At 67.8% G+C, this 19,973-nt stretch carries 17 protein-coding genes and 1 tRNA gene; 17 read left to right on the forward strand and 1 reads right to left on the reverse strand.

The window, feature by feature from the left end:
* Nucleotides 1–230: 230 nt before the first annotated feature.
* The 17 genes from ACSFBC_RS23680 (at nucleotide 231) to earP (ending at nucleotide 19,194) form a co-directional block, all read left to right on the forward strand.
* Entirely contained in the window at nucleotides 231–1,361 is a 1,131-nt protein-coding gene (locus tag ACSFBC_RS23680; RefSeq protein WP_435512782.1) for a saccharopine dehydrogenase family protein, read from the forward strand.
* A gap of 134 nt (nucleotides 1,362–1,495) precedes the next feature.
* Nucleotides 1,496–3,148 carry a peptide ABC transporter substrate-binding protein gene (locus ACSFBC_RS23685; RefSeq protein ID WP_435512783.1) on the forward strand — a complete coding sequence of 551 codons (1,653 nt, stop codon included), beginning with the start codon at nucleotides 1,496–1,498 and terminating at the stop codon, nucleotides 3,146–3,148.
* A gap of 10 nt (nucleotides 3,149–3,158) precedes the next feature.
* Nucleotides 3,159–4,109, forward strand: a complete 951-nt coding sequence (locus ACSFBC_RS23690) for an ABC transporter permease (RefSeq protein ID WP_435512784.1) — start codon at nucleotides 3,159–3,161, stop codon at nucleotides 4,107–4,109.
* Nucleotides 4,110–4,112: 3 nt separating this feature from the next.
* Nucleotides 4,113–5,018 (forward strand): ABC transporter permease, encoded by a 906-nt coding sequence (locus ACSFBC_RS23695; RefSeq protein WP_435512785.1) that lies wholly within the window; start codon nucleotides 4,113–4,115, stop codon nucleotides 5,016–5,018.
* Complete coding sequence (locus ACSFBC_RS23700) at nucleotides 5,015–6,034, forward strand: ABC transporter ATP-binding protein (protein ID WP_435512786.1); 1,020 nt, start codon at nucleotides 5,015–5,017, stop codon at nucleotides 6,032–6,034. Before ACSFBC_RS23695 ends, ACSFBC_RS23700 begins: the two co-directional genes overlap by 4 nt.
* Entirely contained in the window at nucleotides 6,031–7,047 is a 1,017-nt protein-coding gene (locus ACSFBC_RS23705) for an ABC transporter ATP-binding protein (RefSeq protein WP_435512787.1), read from the forward strand. Before ACSFBC_RS23700 ends, ACSFBC_RS23705 begins: the two co-directional genes overlap by 4 nt.
* Before the next feature lie 32 nt (nucleotides 7,048–7,079).
* The gene (locus ACSFBC_RS23710) at nucleotides 7,080–8,243 is read left to right on the forward strand and encodes a serine hydrolase domain-containing protein (protein ID WP_435512788.1); all 1,164 of its coding nucleotides are present in this window, start codon (nucleotides 7,080–7,082) and stop codon (nucleotides 8,241–8,243) included.
* 134 nt (nucleotides 8,244–8,377) lie between these two features.
* Nucleotides 8,378–9,532, forward strand: a complete 1,155-nt coding sequence (locus tag ACSFBC_RS23715; RefSeq protein WP_435512789.1) for an NAD(P)/FAD-dependent oxidoreductase — start codon at nucleotides 8,378–8,380, stop codon at nucleotides 9,530–9,532.
* Nucleotides 9,529–9,945, forward strand: a complete 417-nt coding sequence (locus ACSFBC_RS23720; protein ID WP_435512790.1) for a RidA family protein — start codon at nucleotides 9,529–9,531, stop codon at nucleotides 9,943–9,945. The genes ACSFBC_RS23715 and ACSFBC_RS23720 overlap by 4 nt, the downstream gene beginning before the upstream one ends.
* Entirely contained in the window at nucleotides 9,932–11,287 is a 1,356-nt protein-coding gene (locus ACSFBC_RS23725) for an NAD(P)/FAD-dependent oxidoreductase (RefSeq protein ID WP_435512791.1), read from the forward strand. The genes ACSFBC_RS23720 and ACSFBC_RS23725 overlap by 14 nt, the downstream gene beginning before the upstream one ends.
* 9 nt (nucleotides 11,288–11,296) lie before the next feature.
* Nucleotides 11,297–12,454, forward strand: a complete 1,158-nt coding sequence (locus ACSFBC_RS23730) for a C45 family autoproteolytic acyltransferase/hydrolase (RefSeq protein WP_435512792.1) — start codon at nucleotides 11,297–11,299, stop codon at nucleotides 12,452–12,454.
* Nucleotides 12,430–13,371 (forward strand): LysR substrate-binding domain-containing protein, encoded by a 942-nt coding sequence (locus tag ACSFBC_RS23735; protein WP_435512793.1) that lies wholly within the window; start codon nucleotides 12,430–12,432, stop codon nucleotides 13,369–13,371. The genes ACSFBC_RS23730 and ACSFBC_RS23735 overlap by 25 nt, the downstream gene beginning before the upstream one ends.
* Nucleotides 13,352–13,846: an Lrp/AsnC family transcriptional regulator gene (locus tag ACSFBC_RS23740; protein ID WP_435512794.1), complete on the forward strand. Its 495-nt coding sequence runs from the start codon at nucleotides 13,352–13,354 to the stop codon at nucleotides 13,844–13,846. The genes ACSFBC_RS23735 and ACSFBC_RS23740 overlap by 20 nt, the downstream gene beginning before the upstream one ends.
* A 118-nt stretch (nucleotides 13,847–13,964) precedes the next feature.
* Nucleotides 13,965–15,479 carry an L-piperidine-6-carboxylate dehydrogenase gene (gene amaB / locus ACSFBC_RS23745; protein ID WP_435512795.1) on the forward strand — a complete coding sequence of 505 codons (1,515 nt, stop codon included), beginning with the start codon at nucleotides 13,965–13,967 and terminating at the stop codon, nucleotides 15,477–15,479.
* A gap of 154 nt (nucleotides 15,480–15,633) precedes the next feature.
* Nucleotides 15,634–15,709, forward strand: a tRNA-Asn gene (locus ACSFBC_RS23750).
* Nucleotides 15,710–15,969: 260 nt separating this feature from the next.
* Nucleotides 15,970–18,006, forward strand: a complete 2,037-nt coding sequence (locus ACSFBC_RS23755) for a gamma-glutamyltransferase family protein (RefSeq protein WP_435512796.1) — start codon at nucleotides 15,970–15,972, stop codon at nucleotides 18,004–18,006.
* Between the two features lie 84 nt (nucleotides 18,007–18,090).
* Nucleotides 18,091–19,194: an elongation factor P maturation arginine rhamnosyltransferase EarP gene (gene earP / locus ACSFBC_RS23760; protein ID WP_435512797.1), complete on the forward strand. Its 1,104-nt coding sequence runs from the start codon at nucleotides 18,091–18,093 to the stop codon at nucleotides 19,192–19,194.
* Here the strand turns inward: earP and ACSFBC_RS23765 are convergent.
* Entirely contained in the window at nucleotides 19,191–19,967 is a 777-nt protein-coding gene (locus tag ACSFBC_RS23765; RefSeq protein ID WP_435512798.1) for a fumarylacetoacetate hydrolase family protein, read from the reverse strand. The genes earP and ACSFBC_RS23765 overlap by 4 nt on opposite strands.
* Nucleotides 19,968–19,973 lie beyond the last annotated feature (6 nt).

A 19,973-nucleotide genomic window follows, 5' to 3' on the forward strand; every position in this document is an offset into this window, starting at 1 on the left:
CGAGCCCGGTCAATTTCAGAAAGTCGGGCCAGCGGCAAGGAAATGTTGGGCTGCCCGGCGATGCGCCGCGCCGTCGAGGAGGCGCGCAGCGAGGGCGCGTGATTTCGACGGCGGCGACCGTCGATCCGACGCCTCGCGCGCCCAAGCCGTCGATCTGTGCCCTGGCTCCCGTCGGCGGGTTTTCCTACGATTTCCAGCAGCGGAATTCGACCCGCACAAAAGGAAATGAAATGAGCAACTTCGATATTCGCAACGTCCTGGTCCTGGGTGCAGGCAAGGTGGGCAGCACGGTGGCCGACATGCTGGCCGAGCACGAATCGCTGCCGGTCACGCTGGCCGACCGCATCGTCTCGGCGTCGCCGAAAGCCCATGCGCTGGTGCAGCATCTCGCGCTGGACGTGAACGACGACGACGCACTGGGCGCGGCCCTGTCGGCCCATTCGGTCGTCATCAACGCCTTGCCGTTCTATCTCGCCGAGCGCGTGGCAACGCAAGCAGCGCGCCGCGGCGTGCACTACCTCGACCTGACCGAGGACGTAGGCGCCACCACGGCCATCCGCCAGCTCGCGGCCACGGCCTCGTCGGTGCTGATGCCGCAGTGCGGCCTGGCGCCAGGCGTGATCGGCATGCTGGGCGGCCACCTTGCGGGACGCTTCGACGAGTTGTTCGACCTGCGCCTGCGCGTCGGGGCGCTCACGCGCAACGCGACCAACAGCCTTCGCTACAACTTCACCTGGAGCATCGACGGCGTCATCAACGAGTATTGCAACCCCTGCGATGCGATCGCCAACGGCCAGGCCTTGTCGGTACAGCCGCTGGAGGGCCACGAGACCTTCACGCTGGATGCGGAAGCCTTCGAGGCCTTCAACACCTCGGGCGGCCTGGGCACGCTGTGCGAAACGCTCGCGGGCAAGGTGCGCAACCTCGACTACAAGACCATCCGCTATCCGGGCCACCGCGATGCCATGGCCTTCCTGCTGCACGACCTGCGCCTGATCGAGCGCCGCGACCTGTTGCGCCAGGTGCTGGAGCACGCGGTGCCGCACAGCCGCGAGGACGTGGTCATCGTGTTCGCGTCGGCCTCCGGCATGCGCGGTGGACGCTTCGAGCAGGAGACGCGCCTGGCACGCATCTTCGGCGAGAAGCTCTGCGAGACCGATCGCACCGCCATCGAGCTGTCGACGGCCGCGGGCGTGGTGGGTGTGTTCGGCCTGCTGCGCGCGGGCAAGCTGCCGCAATCGGGTTTCGTGGGGCAGGAACAGGTGTCGCTCGAGGCCTTCCTCGGCACCGCCGTGGGCCGTTGCTATGCCGCCCTGGGCAACGCCACCGTCCCCGTCGAAGCGCTGCGCAAGGCAGCCTGACGACGCCGATGCCCGGGGCCTGACCTGGGCCATTTTTTTGCATCCCAAGGTTCCAATTATTGCAATTGACCCTGTCAGGGTCTGCCTCTGTAATGCCCTTGGTCTGATCCTTTGACACGACGAGGAAATAAACGATGGGCATCGAAATGAAAAAAGACGGCAGCTTCATGCGCCGCGACATCCTTGCAATGGGCGCCGCCACCGCGGCCGGGCTGTACCTGCCGACCGGCATGGCCCAGACCGCCGCACCCGGGCGCAAGCCTTCGGGGCAGGTGGTGGCGGGCATCTCGCAGGAGCCGACGGTGTTCCATCCGCTGATGCCCGGCTCGGAGGTCGACCAGGGCGTGTGGTGGGCGGTGTTCAGCCCGCTCTGGTATCTGGACGCCGAAGGCCGGGTGATCGCCGACCTGGCGAAGGAAGTGCCCAGCATCGAAAACGGCGGACTCTCCGCCGACGGGCTGACCTGGAAGGTCAAGCTGCGACCCGATGCCAAGTGGCACGACGGCACGCCCTTCACCGCCAACGACGTGAAATTCACGATGGAGCTGATCAACAACCCGGGCTTCCGTGCGCGCAACCGCGTGGGCCACAGCCTGGTCCGGGACATCGTGGTGGTCGCACCCGACGAGATCCACTGGAAGATGGAGAAGCCCTACGCGCCCTACCTGTCGATCATGGCGTTGGTCTTCATGGTGCCCAGGCACCTGCTGGAGAAGGCGGGCCTGAACGACGCCCCGTTCAACCAGGCCCCCGTGGGCACCGGGCCGTTCAGGTGGGTCAAGCGCGTGGCCGGCGACCACATCCAGCTCGAAGCCAACACGAACTATCACAAGGCCGGGCCGTACCTGCAGCGCTTTTTCTTCAAGTACATTCCGGACCTCACGGTGCTGTACACACAGTTCCGCACCGGGGACATCGACTACATCGGCCAGCCCGGGGTATCGGCCAACTTCGTCGAGAAGGCGCGTGGACTGCAGGGGCGCACGCTCTATCCGGCGCCGTCCCCGATCATCGACTACATCGCGCTGAACCTGGAGCACCCGCCCTTTGCGCACAAGGTGGTGCGCCAGGCGCTCTACCTCGGCATGAACAAGCGCGCGCGCATCGACGCCATCTACTACGGGTTGCCGCAGCCGACCGAGTCCTTCTTCCCGCCGCAATCCTGGGCCGCCAAGACCGACCTGCCCAAGCACGTCCACGACCCCGCGCAGGCCAACGCGCTGCTCGACGCCGCGGGCTGGGTGCGCGGCAGCGACGGCATCCGCGGCAAGGGCGGCGTGCGGCTGGAGTTCACCAACTCCACCACCTCGGGCAACCCGCAGCGCGAACAGGCGCAGCAGCTGCTCGCGCAGGAGTGGCGAGAGATCGGTGCGGCCATGACGATCAAGAACATGCCGGGAGCGGTCATGTGGGGCGACTTCTGGCAGAAGTCGCAATTCCAGTCGGCGATGGTCGGCTCGAACTTCCTGCTCGGCAGCGACCCCGATGTGACGCCACGCTTCAGCAGCAAGGCCATCCCCGCCAAGGGCGGCAGCGGACTGAATACTCTGCAGTACCAGAACCCGGAGATCGACCGGCTGATGCAGCTCGGCGCCTCGCAGTTCTCGCAGGAGGCGCGCAAGAAAACCTACGGCCAGATCCAGAGCATCGTGCGCGAAGACTTGCCGCTGCTGCCGATATCGCAGTTCATCGCCGTCGAAGGAATGAAGAGCGGATTGCGCGGCTTCCAGGCCAACATCAACTGCTCGTCGAACTGTTGGAACGTGCGCGAATGGCACTGGGCGTGAGGCCTCCACGGTGACCAAGTACACCCTACAGCGGCTGGCACAGGCCGGCCTGATGCTGCTCCTCGTGTCGATCATCGGCTTCTCGATCCTGCACCTGGCACCCGGCGGTCCGCTGTCGCAGGTCGCGATGGCGGCACAGATGAGCCCCGAGGACATCGCCCGCATCTCGGCCCAGCTCGGCCTCGACCGGCCGCTGCCAGTGCAGTACGTCGACTGGCTGTGGCGCACGCTCGGCGGCGACTGGGGCAAGTCGTACCGCGACAGCTCGCCGGTGCTGTCGGTCATCGGCGCGCACCTGGGCGCCACCTTCGAGCTCATGGCGACATCGATGCTGATCGCGGTGATCGCGGGCTGCTGGATCGGTGTGCTGGCGGCGGTCAGGCGCTATTCGGTCTTCGATGCGCTGTCCACCGTGGGTGCGATGGTCGCGCTGTCCATTCCCACCTTCTGGTTCGGCCTGGTGGCCATCTATGTGTTCTCCGTCGAACTCGGATGGCTGCCCTCAGGCAACCGCTACACCGCTGGAGAAGACTCGCTGCTCGACCACCTGCACCACATGATCGCGCCGGTGGCGGTGCTCGCCTGCGTCGAACTGGCGATCTGGGCGCGCTTCATGCGTTCCTCGATGCTCGACGTTCTGGGACAGGACTACATCCGCACCGCGCGCGCCAAGGGGCTGCCGCGCTGGCGCGTGCTGTCCGGTCACGCACTGCGCAACGCGTTGCTGCCGATGATCACCGTGGCAGGCCTTCAGTTCCCCAGCCTGCTCGGTGGCGCGCTGGTGACCGAGACCGTGTTCACCTGGCCCGGCATGGGGCGCCTGTTCCTCGACTCCATCGAATACCGCGACTATCCCGTCGTCATGGGCATCCTGCTGCTCTCGGGCTTCATGGTCCTGCTGGGTTCGTTTCTGGCGGACATCCTCTATGCGGCCATCGATCCGCGCATCCGTGTGGGCTGACCCATGACCCAACGCTTCTCCACCACGGCCGGCGCCCATGCGCTCGAGCCCACGCCGGCATCGATGCCCGGGACACCCAGCGCATGGCGGCGGCTGCGAAGCCACCGGCTCGCGATGGCGGGCCTGGCCACCATCGTGGTTCTCGCGCTGGCTTCGTTCCTGGCGCCGTACCTGCTGCCGTTCTCCGACACCTACATCGACATCAGGCATCGCTTCGCGCAGCCGTTCGCGTTTGGCCACCTGCTGGGCACCGACGAGCTGGGGCGCGACGTGCTCGCACGGCTCATGGCCGGTGGACGCATCTCGCTGACCATCGGCGTCGTCGCGATGCTCATCGCGATGGGGGTCGGCATCCTGCTCGGGACGGTGGCGGGCTACTACGGCGGATGGGTCGGCGCGGTCATCATGCGTTTCGTCGACGCGGTGCTGTGCTTCCCCACCATCTTCCTGCTGCTCGCGCTGGCGGCACTGCTCGATCCGGGTGTGCTGTCGATCACGCTGCTGATCGCCGCCACGGCATGGATGGACGTCGCCCGCATCGTCGAGGCGCAGATCCGCGCGCTGCGCGAACGCGATTTCGCGGTCGCGGCCGAGGCCCTGGGCGCGAGCGACCTGCGGATCATGTTCCGCGAACTGCTGCCCAACGCCATGCCGCCGCTGGTCGTCGCCGCCACGCTCAACGTGGCCAAGGCCATTCTTCTCGAATCCTATGTGAGCTATCTCGGCTACGGCATCCAGCCGCCGATGGCCAGTTGGGGAAACATGCTCAACAACGCACAAAGCTACATGACCAGCGCCCCGTGGCTGGCCATCATTCCCGGCATCGCCATCACGCTGGCCGTGACGAGCTTCAACTTCCTGGGCGACGGCATCCGCGATGCCCTCGATCCGCGGGCGGCCAGCCGATGAGCGCGTTCCACCCATTGCTGCGCGTGGAGCAGTTGGCGATCGCGTTCCGGCAAGGGCGCCAGAGCGTCGCCGCGGTGTCCGACGTGTCCTTCACGCTGTCGCACGGCGAAACGCTCGCGGTCGTCGGTGAATCCGGCTCGGGGAAGAGCGTCACCAGCCTCGCGCTGATGGGCCTGCTGCCGGACGTGGCGGGCTGCCGTGCGACGGGCCGCGTGATCTACGACAACGGAACCGGCCCGCGCGACTTGCTGACGCTGGGGGAAGAAGGGATGCGGCGCGTTCGCGGCAAGGAGATCGCCATCGTGTTCCAGGAGCCGATGACGTCGCTCAATCCGGTCCTGACGCTCGGCCGCCAGCTGACCGAGGCGATCGTGCTACACCGCCCGATGTCGCGCGGCGATGCGCAGGACGAAGCCTGCCGCCTGCTCGACCTGGTGGGCATCCCGGCGGCCCGCTCGCGCCTGGGCACCTACCCGCACCAGCTCTCGGGCGGCATGCGCCAGCGCGTGCTCATCGCCATCGCGCTGGCCGGGGAACCGTCGGTGCTGATCGCCGACGAACCGACCACGGCGCTCGACGTGACCATCCAGGCGCAGATCCTCGACCTGCTACGCAGGCTGCAGGAGCGCACCGGGCTGGCCGTGCTGTTCATCACGCACAACCTGGGCGTCGTGGCCGAGATCGCCGACCGCGTGCTGGTCATGTACGCCGGCCGGGTGGTCGAACAGGCCGATGTGAAGGCTCTGTTCGCACAACCGTTGATGCCCTACACGGCGGGCCTGCTCGCCTCGGTACCCCGCCTGGACAGGGCCGGTCGGCGCGAGGGCGCGTTGTCGGCCATCCCGGGCAACGTGCCCGATCCCCGGCTCACGCCGGCTGGATGCTCGTTCCACCCGCGCTGCCACGCCGCGGTCGCGGGCCGCTGCGACACGCTGGTGCCGGCGCTCGAAGCCGGCCCTTCCCACCGAACCGTGCGCTGCCTGCGCTGGCAGGAACTCGCGAGCAAGACCGCATGACGCATCCACAGACAGACCCCACGCCCTTGCTCGAGGTCTCCAACCTGCGCAAGAGCTTCCCCGTCGAGACGGGCTGGTTCGGCCGCGTACTGCGCGAAGTGAAGGCCGTCGACGACGTGTCCTTCACCATCCGGCGCGGCGAGGTGCTGAGCCTCGTCGGCGAATCGGGCTCGGGCAAGACCACGGTAGGACGCACCGTGCTGCGGCTCAGCACGCCGACCGCGGGCAGCATCCGCTTCGACGGCGCGGACATCACCCGGCTGTCGCGGCGTGCGCTGCGGCCCGTGCGGCGCAAGATCCAGATGGTGTTCCAGGACCCCTTCGCGTCGCTCAATGCGCGCATGACGATCCGCTCTATCGTGTCAGCGCCGCTGGAGATTCACGGTGGCTTCAGCGCCGCCGAACGGCACGCCAAGGTGGACCAGGCCCTCGCGCTGGTCGGACTTCCGGGCTGGCTTTCGGAGCGCCATCCGCACCAGCTCTCGGGTGGCCAGCGCCAGCGCGTAGGCCTGGCCCGCGCACTCATCATGGACCCCGAGCTGCTGGTCGCCGACGAGCCTGTGTCGGCGCTCGACGTGTCGATCCAGGCGCAGGTCGTGAACCTGCTGCTCGAGCTCAAGCAGCGGATGAACCTGGCGATCCTCTTCATCGCGCACGACATGGCGGTGGTGGGCCACATCTCGGACCGCGTCGCGGTGATGTACCTCGGCCGGCTGGTGGAGATCGCACCGACCCGCGCGCTGTTCGAGCGACCTCACCATCCCTACACCGAGGCACTGCTGTCCGCCGTACCGCTGCCCGACCCCACGGCGCGGCGGGAGCGGATCATCCTCGAAGGCGACATGCCCAGCCCGCTCGACCCGCCTTCGGGCTGCGCCTTCCGCACGCGATGCCGCTACGCCGAGCAGGCCTGTGCACGGCAGGCCCCGCCGCTGCGCGAAGTCGCGCCAGACCACTTCGTGGCCTGCCGCCGCGAGGACCTCGTATTGCGTTCCGCCGCACTGACCGACTGAGCACCGATTCCCCTTGTCTTGACCTATCCCCCATGAATTCACCCACGAACCGAAATCGCATCGACCTCGACAACTGGCGCTCCGCGCCGAACGGGCAATGGAGCTTCCAGCATCTCAGCGAGATCATTCCCGTCGCGCTCGTGGGCCTGCGCACGGAAGACGAACAGGCGGACCGGCACGAAGCACTCGGGCGCGTCGCCGTGCCCTACGCCGACGACGAACAGGTGCCGCTGCTGTCGCACCTCGTGCGTTCCGAGGCCGACGCGCTGGTCGTGATGCGCGACGGCGTGCCGATCGGTGAGTGGTATGCGCCGCATGTGGACCGCCACAAGCCGCACACGGTGTTCTCGATCACCAAGTCCTGGACCGGCATGCTGGCCGGGATCGCGGCACGCGAGCACGGACTCGACCCGGCGCTGCCCGTGTCGGCCTACGTCGACCTTCCCGCCGACAGCGCCTATGGGAAGGCCCGCGTGCGCGACCTGCTCGACATGAGCGTCGACATCGCGTTCGAGGACAAGTACCTCGACCGCGAGGGCCTGTTCGACCGCTATCGCAGGGCCATGCTGTGGAACAGCGACCCGCTCGGCACGGCCGAGACCATGCCGCAGTTCCTGCGTACGCTCACGTCGGCGCGGCATGACCATGGCCGGCGCTTCTACTACGCCTCGCCGAACACCGACATGCTGGGCCTGGTCATCGAAGCCGCCACGGGCAAGCGCTATCACGCGTACCTTGCCGAGAAGCTCTGGGAGCCCATGGGCGCGAAAGGCGCGGCCTACATCACGGTCGAGCGCTCCGGCACGGCGCGGGCCGCCGGAGGCCTGTGCATGACAGCGCGCGACCTCGCGCGTTTCGGCCAGCTGGTGCTCGACGGCGGCACCAATGCGACCGGCCAGTCGGTGATTCCACGCGCCTGGATCGAGGACATGCGGACACAGGGCAGCGCCCAGGCATGGACCGACGGCAACTTCAACGACATGTTCACCGACAAGGGCAGCTACCGCTCGTGCTGGTACAGCACCGGCAACGCGCACGGTGCCTACTGCGCGATCGGCATCCACGGCCAATGGCTGTGGATCGATCCGGCGAGCCGCCTGGTGATCGTGCGCCTGTCGTCGCGCGCCGCGGTCAGCGACGACGCGGCCAGTGCACGCGAGATCGCCATGATGGAAGCCATCTCGCGCGCCCTCTGATCGCCTGCCGCATGTCGAGCGTTTTTTCTCCCCTGTCTTCCAATTATTGAAATTGCCCACTCTGGTGCGTCACGCATCTAATCAATCCGAAGCGCACGAATGCGTGCGCATCGCAATTTCAACAAAGGGTTCGAATGAAAAAAGATGTCGTGATCGTGGGGGGCGGAATGGCTGGCGCCTCCGCGGCCTTCTTCCTGTCGCAAAGAATGTCGGTGGCATTGGTGGAGCGCGAGAACACGCTGGGTCACCACAGCTCGGGACGCACCGCGGCGCAGTACACGCTTGGCATCTCGGCCGACACGATGCGCCGTATGGCGGCAGCCAGCCAGTCCTTCCTCGAACGTCCGCCGACCGACTTCTGCAACGGCCCGCTGCTCACTTCACGCGGTTGCCTCACGGTGGCACGCAGTGGACAGGAAGCACGCCTGGAAAGCATCCGCGAGCAGATCGAGAGCGTGGGCGCGAAGGCCCGCATCACCGACGCGGCCGAGACGCTCGCGCTCTTCCCGGCCTTGCGTCCCGAAGGCGTGGCGGCCGGCGTTCATGAACCGGACGCCATGGACCTCGACATCGCGGCGCTGCTCGAAGGCTATGCGAACGGTGCCAAGGCACGCGATGCGGTCTTCATCTCGGGCGAGCCGGTGCTGTCGATCGAACGGCGCAACGGCACATGGCAGGTGCGCACGGCACGCACGACGATCGAGGCGCCGGTGCTGGTAAATGCCGCCGGCGCCTGGGCCGACCAGGTGGCGGTGCTGGCGGGCGAAGCGCCGGTGGGGCTCAAGGCCATGCGCCGCACGGCCTTCAATTTCGTCGCCGAGGGCAGCATCAGTCCCGACGCATGGCCCTTCGTCGGCAACCTGGACTACCAGTGGTACATCCGGCCCGAAGCGGGCCGCATGCTGGGCAGCCTGTGCGACTCCGTGCTCACCGAGCCCGGCGAGGTGCATGCGCGCGACGAGGACGTGGCGCAGGGCATCGCGAACATCGAGCGCGACACCGCCTTCCGCGTGACGCAGGTGCAGTCGCAATGGGCCGGCCTGCGCACCTTTGCCGCCGACCGCAATCCGGTGGTGGGCACGCGCGCAGGGTCGCCGGGCTTTCACTGGCTGGCCGCCCAGGGCGGGTGCGGCATCCTGGCCTCGCCCGCATTGGCCCAGGCGCTCGCGGCATCGGTCTTCGGCGATGACCTGCCGAGCGTGCAGCGCGAGTTCGGCGCGAGCTTCGCCGCGCTGGCACCCGATCGCCCGACCCTGAGCTCTTCCACGTCCAACGCACAAGCCTCATGAACACGACGAAGCAGACCCTTTCCCCACGCCGCCAGCTGATCTCCTCGGGCAGCGAGTTCGAGCGGACCTACAACTACAGCCGCGCCGTCGTGGTCGGCAGCCACGTGATGCTCTCGGGCACCACGGGCTACAACTACTCGACGGGGCAACTGCCGGTGGACGCCGTCGACCAGACGCGCCAGTTGTTCCGCAATGCATCGACCGCGCTGGCACAGGCCGGTGCCGGCTTGAAGGACGTGGTGCGCGTGCGCATGTACATCTCCGATCCCCTGCACTACGAGCGGATCATGGCGGTGTTCGCCGAGACCTTCGACGGCGTCAACCCGGCATGCACCACGGTCCAGGCGGGGCTGTTCGAGCGCGAGATCTTCGTCGAGATGGACATGGACGCGATCCTCGATGCAAACGCTTAGCCTCTATTCGCACACGCCCGACGACGCCATCTCGCGCCTCTGGCAGACCGAGGAAGTGTTCCCCACGCAGGCCGACGTGGTCGTGCTGGGTGGCGGCATCGTCGGCGCGACCTCGGCCTACTACCTGGCCGGCATGGGCCTGAAGGTGGTGCTGGTCGAGAAGAACAAGGTGGCCTCGCAGCAGTCGGGGCGGAACTGGGGCTTCGTGCGCACGCAGTACCGCGACCTGGCGGAGATGCCCCTGGCATTGGAAGCCCTGTCGATCTGGCCTGGGCTCGAACGCGAACTGGGCCGCGACATCGGCTGGCGCCGCAGCGGCTGCATATTCGTCGCGAAGGACGATGCCGAATGCGAAGCCTTCAACAACTGGCATGCATCGGCCGTGTCGATCTCTCCCGACGCCCGCATGCTGACGGGTGCGCAGGTGGCGGCATTGCTGCCGGCCTTCACGCCGCGTGTGCCGGGCGCGCTCTACACCGCGACCGACGGCCAGGCCGAGCCCGCGATGGCGACCATTGCCTTCGCCCGCGCGGCCGAGGAGCGCGGTGCGCGCGTGCTGGAGGATTGCGGTGCGATCGAGATCGAGACCACCGGCGGTGCGGTCAGCGGCGTGCTGACCGAGCATGGGTTGATCCGCACGTCGGCCGTGGTCTGCGCCGCCGGTGCGACCTCGCACCGCTTCCTGTCGAAGTTCGGTCTCGTGCTGCCGCAGCAGGTGGTGCGCAACACCGTCTCGCTGACGCGGCCCCTGCCGCTGCTGAGCGAATCCTGCTTCTGCGGCCTGGGCCTCGGCCTGCGCCAGCGGCCGGACGGCTCCTGCATTCTGGCGGCGGAGTCGACCTCGGACATCGACTTCACGCTCGACACCATGCGGGCCGCGAAGTTCTTCCTGCCGGCGTTCATCCGCAACCGCAAGACCTTCGCGTTCCAGTTCGGCAATGCGTTCCTGCACGACATTCAAAGCCGGCTTTCCATGCCGCGCAAGGAGCGCACGATCGAGCCTCGCCGCCCGCGCATTCCACCCAACACGCGTCGCGCCGACAAGATCGCCGATCTGTTCAACCAGATGTTCGGCGGCAAGCACGCAGTCTCGGTCGTCAAGTCGTGGGCCGGCAACATCGACGTGTTGCCCGACGCGCTGCCCGTGATCGACTGCCCGCCGCAAGTGCCGGGCCTGGTGGTGGCCACCGGGTTCTCGGGCCATGGCTTCGGCCTGGGACCGGCGGTGGGACGCAACGTGGCGCGCCTGGTGTCCGGTGCGCAGTCGGCAGTGTCGCTCGACCCGTTCAGGCTCGACCGCTTCGCGCTGGGCACCTATGCGCGCCCGCATGCCCCCTTGTGAAAGACGCGCATGGTCCAACAGTTTCCCTTTGTCTCAGTGTCGGGCGCACCCTACGAGCGCGGGCACCAGTACGGCCGACAGGCCAAGCTGCGCGTGCAGCGCAGCGCGACCCTGTATGGACAGACGCTGGCCGGGCTCGGCCATGACGCAGCCTCGCGTTCACGCCTGATCCGCGGCTTCGCCCGCAGCATCGAGGACTTCGCGCCGCACTACCTCGACGAGATGCGCGGCATCGCCGAGGGCGCGGGCATCGACTTCGAGAGTGTCGTGATGATCAATGCACGCACCGAGGTGGTGGCGCAGGCGCGCGCCGAGCGCGATGGCGACGCCGGGCTAGAGCCCGCCGACGGCTGCACCGGGGCCCTGATCCTGCCGGAGCGCTCCGCGAACGGCCACCTGATCCATGGCCAGAACTGGGACTGGCGCACCGAGTGCATCGACACCGCGGTGGTGCTGCGCGTTCGCCGCGACGACGGCCCCGACTTCCTCACTTTCGTCGAGGCGGGCGGCCTGGCGCGCAGCGGCTTCAACAGCGCGGGCGTGTCCATCACCGCGAACTACCTCGAGTCGGACCGCGACTTCAAGACCGCGGGCGTGCCGCTCTCGCTGATCCGCCGCAAGGTGCTCGAGCAGACCCATTTCGCACTCGCCATCAAGGCCGTCGCGACCACGCCCAAGTCGTGCTCGAACAACATCATGCTGGGCATGGCCGAGGGCTTCGGCATCGACTTCGAGTGCGCGCCGGACGAGGCGTTCGCGATCTACCCCGGCGACGACGGCCTGATCGTGCATGCGAACCACTGGGTCCATCACGCGGCACTTGGCAAGCTGCGGGAAACCGGCACGGACAGCCTGCCCGAGAGCCGCTATCGTGACTGGCGGGTACGGAAGTTGCTGAATCGCAAGCGGATGCTCGATCGCCATGACCTGGTCCAGGCCCTGCTCGACGATTTCGGCACGCCCTACGCCGTCTGCAGGCCCGCACGCGCGGGCAGCCTCGGCAGCGTCGCCGCCACGGTGGCGATGGTGGTGATGGAACCCGCGGCCGGTGTCATGGACGTCATGCCCGCGCCGGCTTCCAACCGCTGCTTCACCCGATACGCATTGAACGCCGACCCGCAGGCGTTCGAGGAGACCGCACCATGTCCCGACGACTGCCCTCGCTGAATGCACTCCGCTGCTTCGAGATCGTCGCCGCGCAGATGAGCGTGAAGCGCGCCGCGACGCTGCTGTGCATCAGCGAGAGCGCCGTGAGCCGCCAGATCCGTATCCTCGAGGAGCAGTTGGGCCTGGCACTGTTCCTTCGGACGCACAACGGGCTGGACATCACGGAAGCCGGCAGGACGCTGGCCGCGAGCGTGGGCGTGGCCTTCGACGAGATCTCCAGGACCGTGAAGTCCTTCCAGCGCGACGACGACACGCTGACGCTCAAGGTCGTGCCGACCTTCGCGCTGCGCTGGCTCTACCCCCGGCTCAAGCGCTTCCAGGCCCAGCATCCGCTCATCCGCCTGGTGGTGCAGATGCGCTGGCACGACATGACCTCGGGCGACGGCGACGCCGAGCTGGGCATCCGCTACGGGCTCGGAAACTGGCCCGAGAAGAACGCCATCGAGCTCTATCCCGAATGGCTGGTGCCGGTGTGCGCGCCCACCTATCTCGGCGCGCGCCAGATCCGGCAGGCCGCCGATTTCGAGGAGCTGACGCTGCTGCATCCGCTGCCGAGCCGGGCGGACTGGCAGATCTGGTCGCGCAAGTGGGGTGGCGGCGAATTCAGCACCGACGGCGGCCTGGAATTCGACGCGCTCGACATGGCACTGCGCTCGGCCGAGGCCGGCTTCGGCATCGCGATGAGCGACGTGATCCTGGCCAACGACTCGATCGTCGCGGGCACGCTCGTCATGCCGGTGGGCAAGATGGTGCAAAGCGAGACTTCATATTTTCTCGTCTTCTCGGAGGAGCAGCGCGAGAGAAGACAGGTCCGCATCTTCTGCGAATGGATCGTCGAGGAAATGCGGGCCACCAAGGCCATGATCAACGCCTTCCTCCAGGAAACCGGTGCAACCGATGGATCGACGCCTCGATAGCACCGACCGCCGGTTGCTGAGCCTGCTGCGGCGCAATGCCAGGACCCCGGCGGCGGCGCTGGCGCGTGAGCTGGGCGTGGCACGCACGACCGTGGTCGACCGCATCGCGCGGCTGGAGCGCGAAGGCGTGGTGGCCGGCTACGGCGTGCGCCTCGGCCAGCGTCTGGCGCGGGCCGGCGTGCTGGCCTTCAGCGGCCTGTGTGTCAACGCGAAGAAGGTCGACAGCGTGATCGAGGCACTGACGGGTCTTCCCGAGGTGCACGAGGTGTCCGCCGTCAGCGGCCAGTACGACTACTTCGCGGTGCTGCGTTGCGAGAACCACGAACAGCTCGATCGGGTGCTCGACTTCATCGGAAAGATGGACGGCATCCTTCAGACGACGACCTCGGTGGTCCTGAGCCGCAGGGTCGACCGTGGCGTGCTGCCGGCCGCCGACGAGCGCCGATCGGCGGGCCCGGGGCGTCTGCGCCAATAGGCCGATTCCCGGCATGCCCCGCACCACGAGACGCCGCGCTGCAGCCCATGGCGATGCGGGAACGCGCCCCGTACCCCTCCCTGTTCATTCCTCATTTCTCTGTTCATCGATTCACACCATGACCCATACGACCGACCGCGCACTTCATCTTCTCGGCTCACTTGGGGTGCCCGCCTCTGCGCTCGCGCAAGGCACGATGGCCGTGCGTTCGCCCATCGATGGTGCCGAGATCGGCCGCGTGCAAGCGCATTCGGCCGCCGAGGTGAACGCCGTCGTCGAGCGCGCGCATGCGAGCTTCCTGGTCTGGCGCAACGTGCCGGCGCCGCGCCGGGGCGAGCTGGTCCGCCTGCTGGGCGAAGAGCTACGGAAGGAAAAGCAGCTGCTGGGCGAACTGGTTTCGCTGGAAGCCGGCAAGATCTTCACCGAAGGCCTGGGCGAAGTGCAGGAGATGATCGACATCTGCGACTTCGCGGTGGGCCTCTCGCGCCAGCTCTACGGCCTGACCATCGCCTCGGAGCGCCCCGGCCATCGCATGATGGAGTCGTGGCATCCCCTCGGCGTCGTGGGTGTGATCACTGCCTTCAACTTCCCCGTCGCGGTCTGGGCCTGGAACACCGCGCTGGCCATCGTCTGCGGCGATGCCGTGGTCTGGAAGCCTTCCGAGAAGACACCCCTCACGTCGATGGCCTGCCAGGCCCTGTTCGAGCGTGCCGCGGCCCGGCTGGGCGATGCACCGGCGCATCTGTCTCAGGTCGTGCAGGGCTTGCGGGACGTGGGCGAGGCGCTGGTCGACCATCCGAAGGTGGCCTTGCTCTCGGCGACCGGCAGCACCCGCATGGGCCGCGAGGTGGGTCCGCGCGTGGCACGGCGCTTCGGCCGTTCGCTGCTCGAGCTGGGTGGCAACAACGCAGTCATCGTCGCGCCCTCGGCCGACCTGGAACTGGCGGTGCGCGGCATCGCCTTCGCGGCGGCCGGCACGGCGGGTCAGCGTTGCACCTCGACCCGCCGGCTGATCGTGCACCACAGCGTGCGCGATGCGCTGGTGACACGCCTCAAGAAGGCCTACGCCGGACTGCCCGTGGGGAGCCCGCTGGTACCGGGCACCCTGGTCGGCCCGCTGATCGACCGGGCCGCATTCGACGGCATGCAGCAGGCGCTGGCATCCGCGCGCGCCGATGGCGGCACCGTCACGGGCGGCGAACGGCTGCTCGAGGCCGAGTTCCCCGACACGTTCTACGTGCGCCCTGCCCTGGTCGAAATGCCGCGGCAGACCGACTCCGTGCGCCACGAGACCTTCGCCCCGATCCTCTACGTGCTCGGCTACGAGAAGCTCGAGGAGGCCATCGCCCTGCAGAACGACGTACCACAGGGCCTGTCGTCCGCGATCTTCAGCAACGACCTCCGTGAAACGGAGGTCTTCCTGTCGGCCTCGGGTTCGGATTGCGGCATCGCCAACGTCAACATCGGCACCTCGGGCGCGGAGATCGGCGGCGCATTCGGGGGTGACAAGGAAACCGGCGGCGGCCGCGAGTCGGGTTCGGACGCATGGAAGGCCTACATGCGTCGCGCGACCAACACCATCAACTACTCGCGTGCGCTGCCGCTGGCGCAAGGCGTGCAGTTCGACATTTGAAAGCGGGGACTGGCACCCACTGGCTTGCTCGATATGGATGGCTCGGCAGGAGGTCGCAAGTCAGGTGGCGGTGCAGCCGGTGGCAGGCGCCGATGAAAATCAAAGGCCCGCCCTCGAAAATCCGAGGATCCATTGCATATAATTTGAGGCTTGTTCCTCGATAGCTCAGTTGGTAGAGCGCCGGACTGTTAATCCGTAGGTCCCTGGTTCGAGCCCAGGTCGAGGAGCCACTACAAGCCGCAAGGCCTCTGGAGAGCCCGCTGTCACAACGACAGCGGGCTTTTTTTTGGCCTGGCGTTTGGCGGCGTTCCTGTCGCGATTCAGCACAGGCCCGATTCGTCTGAACGCACCGCCCTCCACAGCGCTGTCGCCGAGTTTCTGCCGTCCCCCGGACTCCTGGGGCAAGATCGAAGGGTTGGCACGAGACATGCTCAACCCGAAGGTCGCGCCCTGCGACTTTCGTTCTTCAAGAAATCCCAAAAAAATACCAATGAAAAAAAATCAGACCTGGTGGATTCTCACGCCGATCGCCTTGTCGCTCACGCTCTTCGGATGCGGTGGCGGCAACAACAACAGCGGCGGCGTCAACATTGACCCGCCGCCGACCACGGTCACGCCGCCGGTCACGCCCCCGGTCGCGGTCGACAACAGCTGCCTCACGACCAACCCCGGCACCACGCCCGTGGTGGTCGGCTCGGGCGATCCCGGCGACCCGGCAGCGCCCGAACCCGCCTCCGGCTATGTGGTCGGCCACAAGCTGGTCACGGCCAAGAGCTACATGGTGGTGGCCAACCATCCGCTGGCCACCAAGGCCGGCTGCGACGTTCTCAAGGCTGGCGGCAGCGCTGCCGATGCGGCGATCGCGGTGCAGGCCGTGCTCGCGCTGGTCGAACCCCAATCGAGCAGTCTGGCCGGCGGCGCCTTCATGCTCTATTACGACGTGAAGACCAACAAGGTCCAGGCCTACGACGGCCGCGAGACGGCCCCGGCCGCCGCCACCGGCGACTACCTGCGCTACATCGATGTGTCCAACAAGACCACGCCCGTGCCCAGTGCCCGCGCCAGCGGCCGCTCCATCGGCACGCCGGGCGTGATGCGCATGCTCGAGATGGCGCACGGCGACCACGGCAAGCTGGCCTGGAAGGACCTGTTCGGCGAAGGCACGCGGCTCGCGACCGACGGCTTCAAGATCGGCGGGCGCATGGCCGCGGCCATCTCGGGATCGGCACCGAACCTCAAGCGCGACGCCGAAGCCGCCGCCTACTTCCTCGATGCATCTGGCGCGCCCAAACCGCTGGGCACGACGCTGACCAATCCGGCTTACGCCGGGGTGCTCAAGGCCATGGCCAGCCAAGGCGCCGACGCGATGTACACCGGCAAGATCGCCGAAGACATCGTCGCCAAGATCGGCATCACGCAAGGCGCCGACGGCTCGGTCATCACGCCCGGCCTGACCACGCTGGACGACCTGAAGAACTACCGTCCCAAGCGCCGCGAGCCGGTCTGCACGACCTACCGCGCCTACTACATCTGCAGTATGTCGCCACCGTCCTCGGGCGGCATCGGCGTGCTGTCGGCGCTGGGCATCCTGGAGAACTTCAATCTCGACCTGTACAAGCCGACCGGCACCGTCCTTGCCGACGGCAGCAAGGACCTCGAAGGCGGCAAGCCCACGGTGATGGGCGTGCACCTGGTGACCGAAGCCGAGCGCCTGGCCTATGCCGACCGCGACAAGTACGTGGCCGACACCGACTTCGTGCCATTGCCCGGCGGCAGCGCGAACACGCTGCTCAACAAGGACTACATGCGTCTGCGTGCCGACCTGATCCGGACCAGCAAGACGATGGGCGTGGCACCGGCCGGTGACTTCGGCCTGCCGCCGATCGGTGTGGACACGACCGTCGAGCACGGCACGACCCACTTCTCGATCGTCGACAAGGAAGGCAACGTGGTCACGATGACGACCACGGTCGAAGCCTCGCTGGGTTCGTACCACATGAGCCACGGCATCATGCTGAACAACCAGTTGACCGACTTCAACGCGTCGCCGACCGACATCAACGGCGCATTGGTGCCCAACCGTGTCGCGCCGGGCAAGCGCCCGCGCAGCACGATGGCGCCCACGATGGTGTTCAACGGCAGCGGCCCCGGCGACTTCCTGATGGCCACCGGTTCGCCGGGCGGCGGCACGATCATCCAGTACGTGGTCAAGACCGTGGTCGGCGCCCTCGACTGGGGCCTCGATGCACAGCAGGCGACCTCGATGGTCGATTTCGGTGCCAGCAACTCCAACCCGCCCTCGACCTCGGTGGGTGGTGAACATCCGAACATCGACACCAGCAACGGCGGCGCCAACGATCCGCTGATCACCGGCCTGCGCGCACTGGGACACACCGTTTCGACCGGTTCGCAGTCCAGCGGCATCAGCACGATCATTCGCGTCAAGAACAAGACCGGGACGGTGCTGACCGGCGGCGCCGACCCGCGCCGCGAAGGCATCGTGCTGGGCGACGTCGTCACGCCCTGAACGCGCGCCGCACGCCGTGCGGCAATGCGCTAGGCTCCCGCGATCGACAGGCCGCGGGGGCCTTTTCATTTGCGGACGGACTTCATGCGCTGGGACATCTTCTGCCGAGTCATCGACAACCATGGCGACCTCGGCGTCTGCTGGCGCCTCGCGCGCCAGCTGGCCGCGCGCGGTGAAAGCGCGCGGCTGTGGGTCGACGATGGCCGCGCGCTGGCGTGGATGGCGCCCGGCGGATGCGCGGGCGTCGAGGTGGTCGACTGGTCGAACGCCGATGCGGTCGAGGCCGCGGCGAAAGACGCACCACCCGACGTGCTCGTCGAAGGCTTCGGCTGCGAGCCGGCGCCTGCGCTGATCGCACGCCACGCCGAACACGCTCGGGCACCGGGCTTTCGCGGGGCCTGGATCAACCTCGAGTACCTGTCGGCCGAACCGTATGTCGAGCGGCTGCACACCCTGCCCTCCTCGGTGTTCCGTGGCCCGGGCGAAGGCCTGACCAAACGTTTTTTCTATCCCGGGTTCAGCGTGCGTACGGGCGGGCTGCTGCGCGAGCCCGATCTGGCGGCACGCCAGCTCGCCTTCGACCGCGCGGCCTGGCTGGCCTCGCAGCGCATCGGGTGGCAGCCGGGCGAGCGGCTGGTGTCGCTGTTCTGCTACGAGCCCGCGCAGCTTGCTGCGCTGCTCGGTCAATGGGCGTCGGGGGACGCGCCGGTGCGCTTGCTGGTCACGGCCGGCCGGGCCGCGCAGGCGGTGCGTGCGGCGCTGGGCCTTGCGGCCGATGCGACGGCCGCCACCTCCGGTCGTCTGTCGATCCACTTCCTCCCGCTGCTGACGCAAGACGGCTTCGACGCGCTGCTGTGGAGCTGCGACCTGAATTTCGTGCGCGGCGAAGACTCGCTGGTCCGCGCGCTCTGGGCCGGCCGGCCCTTCGCCTGGCAGATCTACCCGCAGGACGACGACGCGCACCATGTCAAGCTCGACGCCTTGCTCGATGCGATCGAGGCGCCATCCAGCCTGCGCGCGTTTCACCACGCGTGGAACGACACGATCGACGACCTGCCGGTGGCGCCGGACACGGCGACCCTCGCATCATGGGGCGCCGCGACAGTGCATGCGCGCGACGCACTGCATGCGCAGGACGATCTGCTGACGCAACTGATGCGCTTCGTCGACGCCCTTCCGAGAAACTAGACCAAGGTCAGCGTCGCTTCGCCGATCCCCTGGAAGGCCGCATGCACCACGGCTGGCCCTTCGAGCCAGACCATGCCGCACCAGGACCCTGTGGTCAGCACGCTGCCGGCCGGCAGCCGGTCGTGGCGCGCGACGCCATGCTGCAGCCACTGCGGCGCCATCCACATCGGATCGCCGCAGGGGTGCGCGCCCTGGTAGCGGCCGACCGGCACGCCATCGATGGTGAGCGTCGCGACCTGTTGTTGCCAGTCCATGGCCTGCATCGGCCGCCAATCGCCCAGCACCAGCGCGCCGTTGGATTGCACGTCGGCCATGCGCAGCGGTGCCGGCGCATGCTCGCCGCCTTGCCAGCGGTAGTCGACCAGTTCGATCGACACGGCCATCGCATCGAACAGCGCGGCCGGGTCGTGGACCGCGCGGGCCGCCAGGTCGACCGCCGACACGTCGCGCGCCAGACGGAACGCGACCTCGATCTCGATGCCCAGGCGATGGAAGTCGCTGACCGCGAGACGGCCCGGCGACGGACGCACCCAGACCGGCGGCAGACGGGCGAACGCGGCGACCGAAGTCGGCGTCGGACCGCCGCCCTTCCAGGCGGCGGGCGCATCGGGTCCGTCGGACCAGCCCAGTTCGGCGGCCACGCGTTCCTGCACGGTGTGGATGTCTTGCGACGTCAGCGCCGTGTCTTTCCAGGGGGTGTCGTCGGCGGCGATGCCGCTGCGACGGGCCGCGACGAGCGCGGCGGCGATGTCGTTGAGAGTGTCGTTTTGCACCCGCCA

It is taken from the genome of Variovorax frigidus (assembly GCF_051216515.1).
Taxonomy (GTDB): domain Bacteria; phylum Pseudomonadota; class Gammaproteobacteria; order Burkholderiales; family Burkholderiaceae_C; genus Variovorax.